Source organism: Streptomyces sp. NPDC006335, from assembly GCF_040612795.1.
Taxonomy (GTDB): domain Bacteria; phylum Actinomycetota; class Actinomycetes; order Streptomycetales; family Streptomycetaceae; genus Streptomyces.
In genome coordinates this window covers 760,684-773,166 of the sequence record NZ_JBEXQX010000001.1, presented here as the reverse complement: position 1 = coordinate 773,166, position 12,483 = coordinate 760,684, and the positions used below count along the sequence as shown (strand labels likewise).

Annotated in this window: 13 protein-coding genes; 5 read left to right on the top strand and 8 right to left on the bottom strand. The window is 71.3% G+C overall.

The window, feature by feature from the left end; genetic code table 11:
- Positions 1-8: 8 nt before the first annotated feature.
- Together ABZ098_RS03525 and ABZ098_RS03520 are read right to left on the bottom strand one after the other, a co-directional pair.
- The gene (locus ABZ098_RS03525) at positions 9-932 is read right to left on the bottom strand and encodes an ACP S-malonyltransferase (RefSeq protein ID WP_356586772.1); all 924 of its coding nucleotides are present in this window, start codon (positions 930-932) and stop codon (positions 9-11) included.
- Positions 933-1,021: 89 nt separating this feature from the next.
- The gene (locus ABZ098_RS03520) at positions 1,022-2,227 is read right to left on the bottom strand and encodes a helix-turn-helix domain-containing protein (protein WP_356586770.1); all 1,206 of its coding nucleotides are present in this window, start codon (positions 2,225-2,227) and stop codon (positions 1,022-1,024) included.
- 93 nt (positions 2,228-2,320) lie between these two features.
- Between ABZ098_RS03520 and ABZ098_RS03515 the strand changes: the two genes are divergently transcribed.
- Positions 2,321-2,974 (top strand): pirin family protein, encoded by a 654-nt coding sequence (locus ABZ098_RS03515; RefSeq protein ID WP_356586769.1) that lies wholly within the window; start codon positions 2,321-2,323, stop codon positions 2,972-2,974.
- Here ABZ098_RS03515 and ABZ098_RS03510 read toward each other — a convergent pair.
- Both ABZ098_RS03510 and ABZ098_RS03505 read right to left on the bottom strand, forming a co-directional pair.
- The gene (locus ABZ098_RS03510) at positions 2,971-3,786 is read right to left on the bottom strand and encodes a serine hydrolase domain-containing protein (RefSeq protein ID WP_356586768.1); all 816 of its coding nucleotides are present in this window, start codon (positions 3,784-3,786) and stop codon (positions 2,971-2,973) included. The genes ABZ098_RS03515 and ABZ098_RS03510 overlap by 4 nt on opposite strands.
- 19 nt (positions 3,787-3,805) lie before the next feature.
- On the bottom strand, positions 3,806-4,276 hold the full coding sequence (locus tag ABZ098_RS03505; RefSeq protein ID WP_356586766.1) for an N-acetyltransferase: 471 nt from the start codon (positions 4,274-4,276) through the stop codon (positions 3,806-3,808).
- A gap of 97 nt (positions 4,277-4,373) precedes the next feature.
- Here ABZ098_RS03505 and ABZ098_RS03500 point away from each other — a divergent pair, with 97 nt between their 5' ends.
- Both ABZ098_RS03500 and ABZ098_RS03495 read left to right on the top strand, forming a co-directional pair.
- Positions 4,374-4,841 carry a MerR family transcriptional regulator gene (locus ABZ098_RS03500; protein ID WP_356586764.1) on the top strand — a complete coding sequence of 156 codons (468 nt, stop codon included), beginning with the start codon at positions 4,374-4,376 and terminating at the stop codon, positions 4,839-4,841.
- Positions 4,838-5,854, top strand: a complete 1,017-nt coding sequence (locus tag ABZ098_RS03495; RefSeq protein WP_356586762.1) for an aldo/keto reductase — start codon at positions 4,838-4,840, stop codon at positions 5,852-5,854. The genes ABZ098_RS03500 and ABZ098_RS03495 overlap by 4 nt, the downstream gene beginning before the upstream one ends.
- Position 5,855: 1 nt before the next feature.
- Here the strand turns inward: ABZ098_RS03495 and ABZ098_RS03490 are convergent, their stop codons facing one another.
- Genes ABZ098_RS03490 through ABZ098_RS03480 form a run of 3 tightly spaced genes read right to left on the bottom strand, consistent with a single transcriptional unit; the run spans position 5,856 to position 8,679 of the window.
- Complete coding sequence (locus tag ABZ098_RS03490; protein ID WP_356587615.1) at positions 5,856-6,713, bottom strand: DUF4429 domain-containing protein; 858 nt, start codon at positions 6,711-6,713, stop codon at positions 5,856-5,858.
- A gap of 58 nt (positions 6,714-6,771) precedes the next feature.
- A complete protein-coding gene (locus ABZ098_RS03485; protein ID WP_356586760.1) occupies positions 6,772-7,989 on the bottom strand; it encodes an alpha/beta hydrolase in 1,218 nt (405 codons plus the stop codon).
- Positions 7,990-8,043: 54 nt separating this feature from the next.
- Positions 8,044-8,679: a TetR family transcriptional regulator gene (locus ABZ098_RS03480; protein ID WP_356586758.1), complete on the bottom strand. Its 636-nt coding sequence runs from the start codon at positions 8,677-8,679 to the stop codon at positions 8,044-8,046.
- Between the two features lie 66 nt (positions 8,680-8,745).
- Between ABZ098_RS03480 and ABZ098_RS03475 the strand changes: the two genes are divergently transcribed.
- Positions 8,746-10,365, top strand: a complete 1,620-nt coding sequence (locus ABZ098_RS03475) for an MFS transporter (RefSeq protein ID WP_356586756.1) — start codon at positions 8,746-8,748, stop codon at positions 10,363-10,365.
- A gap of 252 nt (positions 10,366-10,617) precedes the next feature.
- Positions 10,618-10,929: a small hydrophobic protein gene (locus ABZ098_RS03470; protein WP_356586755.1), complete on the top strand. Its 312-nt coding sequence runs from the start codon at positions 10,618-10,620 to the stop codon at positions 10,927-10,929.
- Positions 10,930-11,743: 814 nt separating this feature from the next.
- On the opposite strand, the gene ABZ098_RS03465 is transcribed toward ABZ098_RS03470, so the two are convergent.
- The gene (locus ABZ098_RS03465; RefSeq protein WP_356586753.1) at positions 11,744-12,481 is read right to left on the bottom strand and encodes an ion channel; all 738 of its coding nucleotides are present in this window, start codon (positions 12,479-12,481) and stop codon (positions 11,744-11,746) included.
- Positions 12,482-12,483: the final 2 nt, after the last annotated feature.

Here is a 12,483-nt window from a genome sequence, read left to right as displayed (position 1 = left end):
GCTCCTTCTCAGGCACTGTGCTCGGCGATGAGCTCGCGAGCAGCGTCGAGGTCGTCCGGGGTCTTCAGGGCCAGCGTCTTGACGCCGGGCAGCGCGCGCTTGGCGAGGCCGACCAGCGTGCCGCCGGGGGAGACCTCGATGAACGCGGTGGCGCCGAGCTCCTTGAAGGTCTCCATGCACAGGTCCCAGCGGACCGGGTTGGCGACCTGGCCGACGAGCCGCTCCAGCACCTCGGCCCCGGTGGCGACGGCCTGCCCGTCCTTGTTCGAGACGTACGTGACGGTCGGGTCGGCCGGCGTCAGATCGGCGGCGGCCTTGGCCAGCGCGTCGACCGCGGGGGCCATGTGGTGCGTGTGGAAGGCGCCGGCCACCTTGAGCGGGACGACCTTGCGGACGCCCTCGGGCTTGTCGTCGTTCAGGACGGCGAGCTGCTCCAGCGTGCCCGCGGCGACGATCTGTCCGGCGCCGTTGACGTTCGCCGGGGTCAGGCCCAGCTTCTCCAGGTGCGCGACGGAGACCTCGGGGTCACCGCCGAGCAGCGCCGACATGCCGGTCTCGGTGATCGCGGCGGCGTCGGCCATGGCCAGACCCCGCTTGCGTACGAGGGTGAGGGCGGCGGTGTCGTCCAGGACGCCCGCGAAGGCGGCCGCGGTGATCTCGCCGACGCTGTGCCCGGCCACCGCGCCGGGGGCGGTCGTGGCGATGTCACCGAGTGCCGAGGCGGACAGGATTCCGGCCGCGACCAGCAGCGGCTGGGCCACCGAGGTGTCGCGGATGGCGTCCGCGTCGGCCTGTGTGCCGTAGTGGGCGAGGTCCAGTCCGATGGCGTCGGACCACGCGGCGACGCGGTCCGCGGCACCGGGGAGTTCGAGCCAGGGGGTCAGGAAGCCGGGCGTCTGGGCGCCCTGGCCGGGAGCGACGAGTACGAGCACTCTCACACTCTCTCTTGGAGGCGGCCCAAGCCGCCCGTGGGGACAGGGACGAAGAACGAGAGGGGGTTTTGTGGACCCCCGACAAAAGCCTAGGGCTGGGGATCTCCGTCGGCCAGACGCCCCAGGATGAGCGCGATCCGCAAGGTGAATGCGGAACGCACATCGGAGGGTGACCAGCCGGTGACGTCAGTCACACGTCGAAGCCGGTAGCGCACGGTGTTGGGATGCACGAAGAGCATCCGGGCCGCGCCCTCCAGACTGGACGCCTGTTCGAGGTAGACGGAGAGCGTCTCCAGGAGCGCGGATCCGGCCTCCTCCAGCGGTCTGTAGATCTCCTCCACCAACTGCTCGCGCGCACCGGGGTCGCCGGCCATCGCGCGTTCCGGAAGCAGGTCGTCCGCCAGCACCGGGCGCGGGGCGTCCTGCCAGGCGGAACACGCCTTGAGCCCGGCGGCGGCCGCCTGCGCGGACCGGGTCGCGGCCAGCAGATCGGGTACGACGGGCCCGGCGACCACGGGTCCGGCCGCGTAGGGCCCGATCAGCGACTTGGCCACCGCGAGCGGGTTGTCGCTGCCGCCCGCGATCACGACGAGCCGGGCCCCGAGCACCCCGGTCAGCACCTGGAGCTTGGCGTGCCGGGCGGCCCGCCGGATGGCCTCGACGGTCAGCTCCGAGTCGCCGTCGGGAGCGGCCCCGAGGATGACGCACACATGCTCGGGAGCGTTCCATCCGAGAGCCGCCGCCCTGCTCACGGCTCCCTCGTCGGCCTCCCCGCTGAGCACGGCGTTGACGACCAGGGACTCCAGCCGGGCGTCCCAGGCACCGCGTGCCTCGGCGGCCTGGGCGTAGACCTGGGCGGTGGCGAAGGCGATCTCACGTGCGTACACGAGCAGCGCTTCCCGCAGCACGCTCTCGTCACCGGGAGCGGCGACCTCGTCGATGGCCGACTCCATGACCTCGATGGTCGTCCGCACCATCTCGACCGTCTGCCGCAGGGTGATGGCCCGGGTCAGCTCGCGGGGAGCGGTCCCGAACACGTCGGTGGAGATGGCCTGCGGGGCGTCCGGCTGCCGGAACCACTCGGTGAAGGCCGCGATACCGGCCTGGGCGACCAGCCCGATCCAGGAACGGTTCTCCGGGGGCATCGCCCGGTACCACGGCAGCGTCTCGTCCATGCGCGCGATGGCCTGCTGCGCGAGAGACCCGGACGACTTCTCCAGCCGCTTCAGGGTCGCGGCGTGAGCGTGGGGGCGGGGCGCGGCGGGATCGGACTTGCGGTGTTCGGGTTCGGGCACGGGGACAAGACTGCCTTATCCGGACGTCAGTGCGCGCCGCCGGGTACCGACCGAGGCCCCACCGGCGGCCCACCCTGGCACTACCGTGGTCCCGTGACGGACGTACGGCGCGCCGCGGAGCGCTATCCAGGCGGGGATCCCGGGGCCGGGATCGAGTCGTGGCACGCCTTCTCGTTCGGGCCGCACTACGATCCCGACAACCTCCGGTTCGGCGCGCTGATCGCCTGCAACGAGGAGCGGCTCGTGCCCGGGGCCGGGTTCGACGAGCATCCGCACAGCCACACCGAGATCGTGACGTGGGTGGTCGAGGGCGAGCTGACGCACCGGGACTCCACCGGGCACGAGACGGTCGTACGGCCCGGTGACGTCCAGCGGCTGAGCGCCGCCGCGGGCGTCCGGCACGTCGAGCGCAACGACGCCGGGACCCCGCTGACCTTCGTGCAGACCTGGCTGGCCCCCCTGGAGCCCGGCGGTGAGCCGTCGTACGAGATCGTCCGCGGGATCGCCGACTCGACGCCGTACGCCGTCCCGGAGGCGGGCGCGATGCTCCACGTGCGGCGGCTGGGCGCGGGGGAGCGGACGGCGGTGCCGGACGGGCGCCACCTGTACGTCCATGTCGTGCGGGGCGAAGTACGGCTGGACGGCGAGGAGTTGGGGGCCGGGGACGCGGCCCGGGTCACCGACGCCAAGGAGCTGGACGTGGTGGCGATGACCCCGGCCGAACTGCTGGTGTGGGAGATGTCCTAGAGGCCGGCGAGGACCGCGTCGGTGAACGCGGGCCACGCCTCGACCGCCCACGGCCCGAACGCGCGGTCCGTCAGCGCCACACAGGCCGCCCCCGCGTCCGGGTCGATCCACAGGAACGTGCCGGACTGGCCGAAGTGCCCGAAGGTGCGCGGCGAGGACGAGGAGCCCGTCCAGTGCGGGGACTTGGAGTCGCGGATCTCGAAGCCGAGGCCCCAGTCGTTGGGGTTCTGGTGGCCGTAGCCGGGCAGGACGCCCTTCGTGCCCGGGTACTGGACGGTCATCGCCGCCGCGACCGTACGCGGGTCCAGCAGCCGTGGCGCCTGCACCTCCGCCGCGAACCGGAGAAGATCCCCGACCGTCGACACCCCGTCCTTCGCGGGGGAGCCCTCCAGGGACGTCGACGTCATGCCCAGCGGCTCCAGGACCGCCTGGCGCAGGTACTCCGCGAACGGGATGTCCGTCGCCTTGGCCACATGGTCGCCGAGCTGCTCGAAGCCCGCGTTCGAGTACAGCCGCCGCTCGCCGGGAGAAGCGGTCGCCCGGTGTTCGTCGAAGGCCAGCCCCGAGGTGTGCGCGAGCAGGTGCCGCACCGTCGATCCGTTCGGCCCGGCCGGCTCGTCGAGTTCGATCGCCCCCTCCTCGTACGCGACGAGGACGGCGTACGCGGCGAGCGGCTTGGTGACCGAGGCCAGCGGGAAGCGGTGGCCCGTCGGACCGTGGGTGCCGAGGACGGTGCCGTCGGCGCGCACCACCCCCGCCGCAGCGGTGGGAACCGGCCAGTTCTCGATCAGCGCGAGGCTCTGCAAGGACATGCCGTCGAGCGTAAGCGGCTCACAGGGTCAGCATCATCGTGGGGTCCGGCTTGGGGGCGAAGCCGAGGGAGGCGTAGAGCGGCTCTGCCTCCGGGGACGCGGTCAGCATGACCTGCCCCGCGCCCCGCTCGCGGAACCACGCCAGCAGTTCGTCCATGCACGCGCGCGCGTACCCGCGCCGGCGTGCGTCCGGGTCGGTGGCGACGCTGAACACGTACCCGGCCAGCCCCCGCGGGTTGGCCGCCTTCCCGATCCGGTAGTCGACCGTCCCGACCACCAGCGCGGCCAGCGCCCCCGGCCGGTCCGGGTGGTCGACGACGAAGGCCGCGAAGTCTCCGTCGGCCTCGCCCAACTTCCTCCGCAGCGACGGCAGCGCCTCCGTGTGCCACGCCGTGGAGGCGTCCCCGCCGGGCAGGGCGTCGATCATGACCTGACGCAGCCGCAGTACTTCCTCGGCGTCCTCCGGGGCGGCCCGGCGTACGAGACTCATGCCCCGCACGCTAGTCATAGGATCCGTGTGTCGTCCTGTGGATTTCTTACCGGTTCCGCTTGCTTGGAGTGCACTCCAAGGCCATAGCGTTGAGGTCATGACGGTGATGGAGACCACGAGTACCAGGACCGACAGCTGTGCCGCCCCGCCGCACCCGCACCGGCGCCCCAACGGCCAGGACAGCTACACGATCAGCGAGGTCGTCGCCTTCACCGGCCTGACCGCGCACACCCTGCGCTGGTACGAGCGCATCGGCCTGATGCCGCACATCGACCGCTCGCACACCGGCCAGCGCCGCTACAGCAACCGCGACCTCGACTGGCTCGCCTTCGTCGGCAAGCTCCGGCTCACCGGCATGCCGGTCGCCGACATGGTCCGGTACGCGGAGCTGGTGCGGGAGGGCGAGCAGACCTTCGGCGACCGTTTCAAGCTGCTGGAGGCGACCCGCCGGGACGTGCTGGCCCGGATCGCGGAGCTCCAGGACACCCTCGCCGTGCTCGACCACAAGATCAGTTTCTACGCCGAGGCCGACCGCGCCGACTGGGACAAGGAGAAGGCAGGATGACCGACAGCAGGATCCCCACCGCACGACTGGGCGGGAGCGGCCCCGAGGTCGGTGTCCAGGGACTCGGCTGCATGGGCATGAGCTTCGCGTACGGCCCCGTGGACGCGAAGGAGTCCCGGGCCACCCTGGAGCGGGCCCTGGAACTCGGCGTCACGCTCTACGACACGGCGGACGCCTACGGCAACGGGGAGAACGAGAAGTTCCTGTCCCCGTTCTTCAAGGCCCACCGCGACGAGGTCGTGATCGCCACCAAGTTCGCCCTGGCGATCCCCCCGGACGACCCGACCCGGCGGATCATCCGCAACGACCCGCCGTACATCCGCGAGGCGGTCGAGGCGAGCCTCAAGCGCCTGGACGTCGACGAGATCGACCTCTACTACATGCACCGGCGCGATGTGAACGTGCCGATCGAGGAGACCGTCGCCGTCATGGCCGAGCTGGTGCGCGAGGGCAAGGTCAAGCACCTCGGCCTGAGCGAGGTCACCGCGGGGGAGCTGCGCGCGGCGCAGGCCGTCCACCCCATCGCCGCCGTCCAGTCGGAGTGGTCCCTGTTCAGCCGGGACATCGAGGCCCAGGTGGTGCCGGCCGCCCGCGAACTGGGCGTCACCCTCGTCCCGTACTCCCCGCTCGGCCGCGGCTTCCTCACCGGGTCCTTCACCAACGCCGACAAGGACCTCACCGCCGACGACTTCCGCCGCCAGCAGCCCCGCTTCACCGGCGACAACGCCACGGCGAACGCGGCCCTGCTGGAGCCGATCCGCCAGGTCGCCTCGGCCCACAGCGCGTCCACGGGCCAGATCGCCCTGGCCTGGGTCCAGCAGCAGACGACGGTCCACGACCTCCCGGTCGTCCCGATCCCGGGCACCCGCAAGCCGACCAGGGTGGAAGAGAACGCGGCGGCGACACGGATCGAGCTCACGAAGGAGGAACTGGATCTCCTTGAGCCGATAGCCGGCCAGGTGGCGGGCGACCGTTACGCGGACATGCGGTTCTCGTCGGCGGGCCGGGAGTAGGTCACAGCTCCGCCAGCAACTCCGCCTTCTTCACGGAGAACTCCTCATCGGTGACCAGCCCGGCCTGATGCAGCTCTCCCAGATGGCGAATCCGTTCGGCGATATCCGCAGGGTCCCGGCGCGGCACGTTCGCCGCCGGGACCGCTGCCGCCGGCCCCCGTTGCCGTACGGCAGCGAGGACCGCCGCCGCGAACGGCAACGACTCGTGGACGGGTCCGTAGCCGAGCCCGAACACCACCGCCGCCGGATCCTGGTCCGCCTGCACCGGCCCCGGCTCCCCGCGCAGCAGACGCAGATGCCCCTCGAAGACCTCCGGTGACCGCCACTCGACACCCGTCAGCTCGGACACCGGAAAGCTCTGGTCGCCGGCCTTCCACTTCGCCGAGGACGCTCCCGTCCAGAACCAGCGGAAGTTCACGGTACGGCCGTCGAAGGACGCCTTCCCGTCGTACGCCTTGAACTGCAACGGCACCTCGGGCGCCGCGACCAGGAAACGTTCCGCCTGCTCGTCGTCCTCTTTCAGCAGCGCGCGCAGCTCGTCCGCGTAGTACTCGGCGAGCGTCTCCTTGTCGGCCGGCAGCACCAGCCGGTACGGATCGCACCCCTCCTTGAGCTGCCCCGCCGCCGCCTCCATGAGCGGGTCCGCCCCCGGTCGCGGCTCGGCGTGCAACACCACCGTGCCCCGCTTGCCGGGAGTCAGCGTCACCCCGGAGATCGCCTCCAGGGGGATCCGTCGTTCTCCCAGTGCCTGGAAGAGCTTCGGTGTGCGAATCCCCCGTTCGTAGCGGATGAGCACGGAGTCGGACTCGAACTCCCAGGCGGCATGAAATCCGGCCAGTACGTCACCCATGCGGGTCATCGTATGCGGCACGAGCTCCTTCGTCCCCTCCTCGCGCAGACCGCTGTTCCTGCGGTCTCTACGCGCGTCCGGCCGTGGCCGTGCCGGACAAACCGGCGCGGCAGGCTTCGTCCTCGTGGGCGCAGTGCACCGAGCGGTACGCGCCAATGCCGATCTCGGCGAAGTTGAGCAGGCTCTCCGTTCCGGGCTCGAAGTAACCGGCGTGACCGTCCGCACCCCGCGCGGACAGCACGCGCGCGCCGAACGCGGAGGACACCGGGTCGGCACCGTGGCCGAGCCCGCCCACCTCCAGGTACGGCACGTCCTGGATCCAGTCGTCGGCGTCCCGCATCGCCCACACGTGCGCGGTGGTGCGCAGGTGGGAGGCGTCGGTGACCCGCATCCCGGGGCTGCCGGCCACCGCGATGTCGGCCACCCGGTCGGGCAGCGCGTGGGCGGCCACCCCGCACACCACGGAGCCGTAGCTGTGGCAGAACAGGGAGACGGGGGAGGCGCCGGGCAGCGCGCGCACCAGCGCGTTCAGCCGGACGGCGCCGGTCTCGGCGCGCATCGCGGTGGCCGAGTCGATGCCGAGGCCGGCGGGTGCGGTGTAGTCGGCCCAGGCGATCACCGCCGTACGCGTGGACGGGCCCGCCTCGCGCTCGGCCCGGTAGAGGGACTGGGCCATGCCGACCGGCGCGGAGTAGCTGCGGTTGGTGCGCTGGAAGGTGAGCACGTCGGTGTCGACGCCGGGCACGACGACCGAGATCCGCTCCGCCGTGCCGAGATCGCCGAAGACCTCGGCGACCCGGCCGGAGCCGTCGGGGTCGAAGGCGAGGATGTGGCGCTCTGGGGCGGTCAGCGACTCGAAGCGGTGCATACGGCGGCCCGCCTCCTGCTGACCGGCCGGCGTGAGCCGCGGGTCGTGCATGCGCGTGCGCTCCACGGCACGGGCCTGGAGGAGCGCGAGGCGGTTGGCCTGGTAGCGCAGCCCGACGGGGGCGCCGTTCATGTTGCCGACCGCGAGCGGGTAGCGCTGGGCGAGACGGACCCGCTCCTGGGAGGTGAGAGCGGCGAAGAACCGGGTGAGCTGGGCGGGAGCGGTGTCCGGGTCCGGCAGCCGGTGTCCGTGGAGGCGGCCGTGCGACCAGGACTCGAGCGAGGCCTGGAGCGGGGTGGCCTCCCGCTGGTTGCGCAGGGCGGTCCAGCCGGTGGTCGCCAGCATCACGAACACCACGGCCAGCGCGAGCAGTGCGCGCCAGACGTTGAGTTGCGGGGAGGTGTCGAAGGAAGTCACTGAAAGGACACACTAGGAGAACGGGACGGTCTCGGGTTAATCCAGTGACGGGGATCACAGTTTGGTGTAGGGGGGCCATTTGCCCGCCAGGGCCGGCCCCAGCAGTTCGAGGTGAGAGACGGTCAGCTCCCGCATGGCCGCCAGGCTGAAGTTCCCCTCCGCCAGCCACTGGCGCTCCGTCACCCGCATCACCGCGCCGAAGGCGGCCACCGTCAGCCGCGGCCGCGGGTCGGTCTCCGGATCGAGCCCCTCGCGTTCGGCGAGCACGCGCGCGAGGACCTCCTCGGACTCCATGGAGCGCCGCAGATGCGCGGCGAGCAGCACGGGCGTCGACTCGATCACCCGGTACATGCGCAGGAACCGCTCCACCGACACGACCGACTCGACCACCTCGTGCAGGGTGTCCCACCCCTGAAGGACGGCCTGGCGCAGCGCCTCCAGCGGGGGTTCGTGCGCCGGACGCGCGCGTACGGCGTCGACGAAGTGCGCCACCGTCATCTCGTCGAGCGCGAGGGCCGCGTCCTCCTTGCCGGCGAAGTAGCGGAAGAAGGTGCGCTGCGAGACCCCGACGGCGTCGGCGATGTCGTCGACGGTCGTCTGCTCGTAGCCCCGGGTGGTGAAGAGCTCGATCGCGACCCTCAGCAGTGCCTCTCGGGTGCGCTGTTTCTTGCGTTCGCGCAGAGTTTCCATTGGTGTCAGTTACCGACTTGTGAATCGGTTTGTCAATTGTCAGTGACTGTCACTAGCCTCGAACACATGACTAGTCAGACCACCATCGACACGACGGGACCGGGGGACAGGGCATCACGGTCCCCGTCGGATCAGCCACCTGCCTCGGGACTGCGCGGCCACCCCTGGCTCACCCTCCTGACCGTGGCCGTCGGCGTCATGATGGTGGCCCTCGACGGCACCATCGTGGCCATCGCCAACCCGGCCATCCAGGCCGACCTCAAGGCGAGCTTCGCGGACGTCCAGTGGATCACCAACGGCTACTTCCTCGCGCTGGCCGTCGCCCTGATCACCGCGGGCAAGCTCGGTGACCGCTTCGGCCACCGCCAGACCTTCCTGATCGGTGTCGTCGGGTTCGCCGCCGCCTCGGGTGCCATCGGACTGTCCAGCAGCATCGCCGCGGTCGTCGCCTTCCGGGTCCTGCAGGGTCTGTTCGGCGCCCTGCTGATGCCGGCCGCGCTCGGTCTGCTGCGGGCCACCTTCCCGGCCGAGAAGCTCAACATGGCCATCGGCATCTGGGGCATGGTCATCGGCGCCTCCACCGCCGGCGGCCCGATCCTCGGCGGTGTCCTCGTCGAGCACGTCAACTGGCAGTCGGTGTTCTTCATCAACGTGCCGGTGGGTGTCCTCGCCCTCGTCCTCGGCGTGCTGATCCTCCTCGACCACCGCGCCGAGAACGCCCCGCGCTCCTTCGACCTCCTGGGCATAGCCCTGCTGTCCGCCGCCATGTTCTGCCTGGTGTGGGCGCTCATCAAGGCGCCGACCTGGGGCTGGGGCGATGGACTGACGTGGACCTTCATCGTCGCGTCCGTGGTGGGCTTCGCGCTGTTCGCCGTCTGGGAGACGAAGGTCAAGGAGCCGCTGATCCCGCTCGGGCTGTTCCGCTCGGTGGCGCTGTCGGCGGGTGTGGTCCTCATGGTGCTCATGGCGATCGCGTTCATGGGCGGCCTGTTCTTCGTGACCTTCTACCTCCAGAACGTGCACGGCATGAGCCCGATCGACGCCGGCCTGCACCTGCTCCCGCTCACCGGCATGATGATCGTCGGCTCCCCGCTCGCGGGCGCGCTGATCACCAAGCTCGGCCCGCGGATCCCGCTGGCCGGCGGCATGGCGGCCACCGCGATCGCCATGTACGGCATGTCCACGCTCGAGACGGACACCGGCAGCGCGCTGATGTCCCTCTGGTTCGCCCTGCTCGGCCTCGGCCTCGCTCCGGTCATGGTCGGCGCCACCGAGGTCATCGTGGGCAACGCGCCCATGGAGCTCTCCGGTGTGGCGGGCGGTCTCCAGCAGGCCGCGATGCAGATCGGCGGCAGCCTCGGTACGGCCGTCCTCGGCGCCGTGATGGCCTCGAAGGTGGACGGCGACCTCCCGGGCAACTGGAAGGACGCGGGTCTGCCGGCGCTGACGCCGGCCCAGCTCGACCAGGCGTCGGAGGCGGTGCAGGTCGGCGTCGCGCCGGTCGCGAAGGGCACCCCGCCGGAGATCGTCACGAAGATCACCGACGTCGCCCACGACACCTTCATCTCCGGGATGAGCCTCGCGTCGCTGGTCGCCGCGGGCGTCGCCGCGTTCGCCGTGCTCGTCGCCCTGCTCACCAAGCGCGGTGAGAACGCGGAGGCGGGCGCGGGCGTGGGCCACATCTGACGGGACTTCAGCGTTCTTCCCCTATCAGGGTGAAGAGGCTAAAGATTTCTCGCACCCGGTACGCGCCGCAGGTCACAGTTAGTCAAGCCCTCCGCACGGCAAGCTCGTACGCCGCGGAGGGCGGACGGCGCTGCGGCGCGCTGCCGGAGGGGGGCGGCGCGCCGCAAGGCCGGAGGATTAACCCCGGGGACCGGGGTACTCGCATCGTTGAACCCGAGACGAACCCAACCAACCAAGGGTGTCAGGGAGTTGATGATGGCGGGCTTCGGACACGGAACGCGCAAATACCCCCGATCACATGGCCGGACGTGGTCACGGACCGGGCCGGACCGCGCGACGCTCGGAATCATCGGAGTCATCTGCGCGATCGCGGGCTTCTTCGTACTGGGCATCATCCTGGGCCCCGTCGCGATCGTCTGCGGTTGGCTCGCCATGGGCCGCACCTGGTCGGGCGGCAACCGTGCCTGGCCCGCTCTGGTCGCCTTCGTACTGGGCGCCATCGACACGCTCCTGGCGATCATCTGGCTCGTCGGAGCGGCCACCCCGGGCAGCGGGTTGTACTGACCCGGGGCGCGTGAGGGAAGGGCCCCCGGTGGGACGACCGGGGGCCCGCTCATGTCCTGGGTGGGCCGCCGTCCGGTCGTCTGCCGGCGGGGACCGCCTGAGCCGCCCTCGTGCCCGGCAGAGCCTCCGCCGTCAGCCCTGACGGATGCCTTCCGCCGGGGGCCGGCCCCGGGGATGTCCTCCGTGGGCGCGGGGATCGCCGTGGCCACCTCAGGCAGCGGGCTGCTCTGCCGGGGATCCGGTCATCCATCGTCGTGCTCGGCCCCCCTGAGCCGGTCTCGTGCCAGGCGGAGTCTCCGGCGTCTGCGCCGACGGATGTCTTGCGCAGGGCCGCCCCCTGGATGTCCTCCGTGGGTGTGTGGACTGCTGTGGCCGCGCCTGGCAGGGGGTTGTTCTGCTTGGGTCCGCTCAAGTTCTGGGTGGGCCGGGATCCGGTCATCCATCGTCGGGCTCGGCCCCTGAGCCGGTTTCGTGCCCGCCGCAGTCCCCGCCGTCAGCCCCGACGGACGTCTTCCGCAGGGCGGGCCCTGGATGTGCTGCGTGGGTGTGTGGGGCGCTGTGGCCACGCCGAGGAGCGGGTTGTCCTACCCCGGCGGTCCGCTCATGTCGCGGCCGGCCGGGGCTCCGGTCATCCGTCGGCGGGCTCGGCCCCCGGCGGGGATCGTCTGAGTCGCGCTCGTGCCCGGTGGAGCCTCCGCCGTCAGCCCCGACGGACATCTGGGCGGCGGGTTGTTCTGCCCCAGGGGCCGCTCATGTCTTGGGCGGCCGGGGTTCCGGTCATCCGTCGGCGGGCTCGGACCCGGCCGGGAGCACCTCAGCCCCCGACGGACGTCCTCCGTAGGGCCGCCACCTCCGCCCGCAGGGCCCGTACCTCCTCCGTCAGGGCCTGGATCGCCTCTGTCTGCTGGCGTTCCTCCACATCGTCCTTCTCGAAGCGCTCGATGAACCAGGCGGCGATGTTCGCGGTCACCACACCGAGCAGGGCGATGCCGGACAGCATCAGCCCGACCGCGATCATGCGGCCCAGGCCGGTGGTCGGGGCGTGGTCGCCGTAGCCCACGGTCGTCATGGTGGTGAAGGACCACCACACCGCGTCACCCAGCGTCCGGATGTTCCCGTTCGGGGAGTCCCGCTCCACCGAGAGCACGGCCAGCGAGCCGAACATCAGCAGCCCGACGACCGCCCCGCCGACGTACGTCGTCACCCTGATCTGCGAGGCCATCCGCGCCCGCCGTCCCACCAGCAGCAGCGTGGAGACGAGCCGCAGCAGTCGCAGGGGCTGTATGAGGGGCAGCACGACGGCGCACAGGTCCATCCAGTGCTGCCGTACGAACCCGCGGCGGTCCTGCGAGAGCGACAGGCGCATGAGGTAGTCGACGGCGAACACCGCCCACACCACCCACTCGACCACCGTGCACGCCGCCGTCAGGGAATGCCCCGCCGAGGTGTCCACGATCGGCACGGCATAGGCGACGGCGAACAGCACCGCGAGCGCCAGAAGGGGCCGCTGGGTGTGCTGCTCCCAACGGACCTGCGCCGACAGTTCTTTCATGC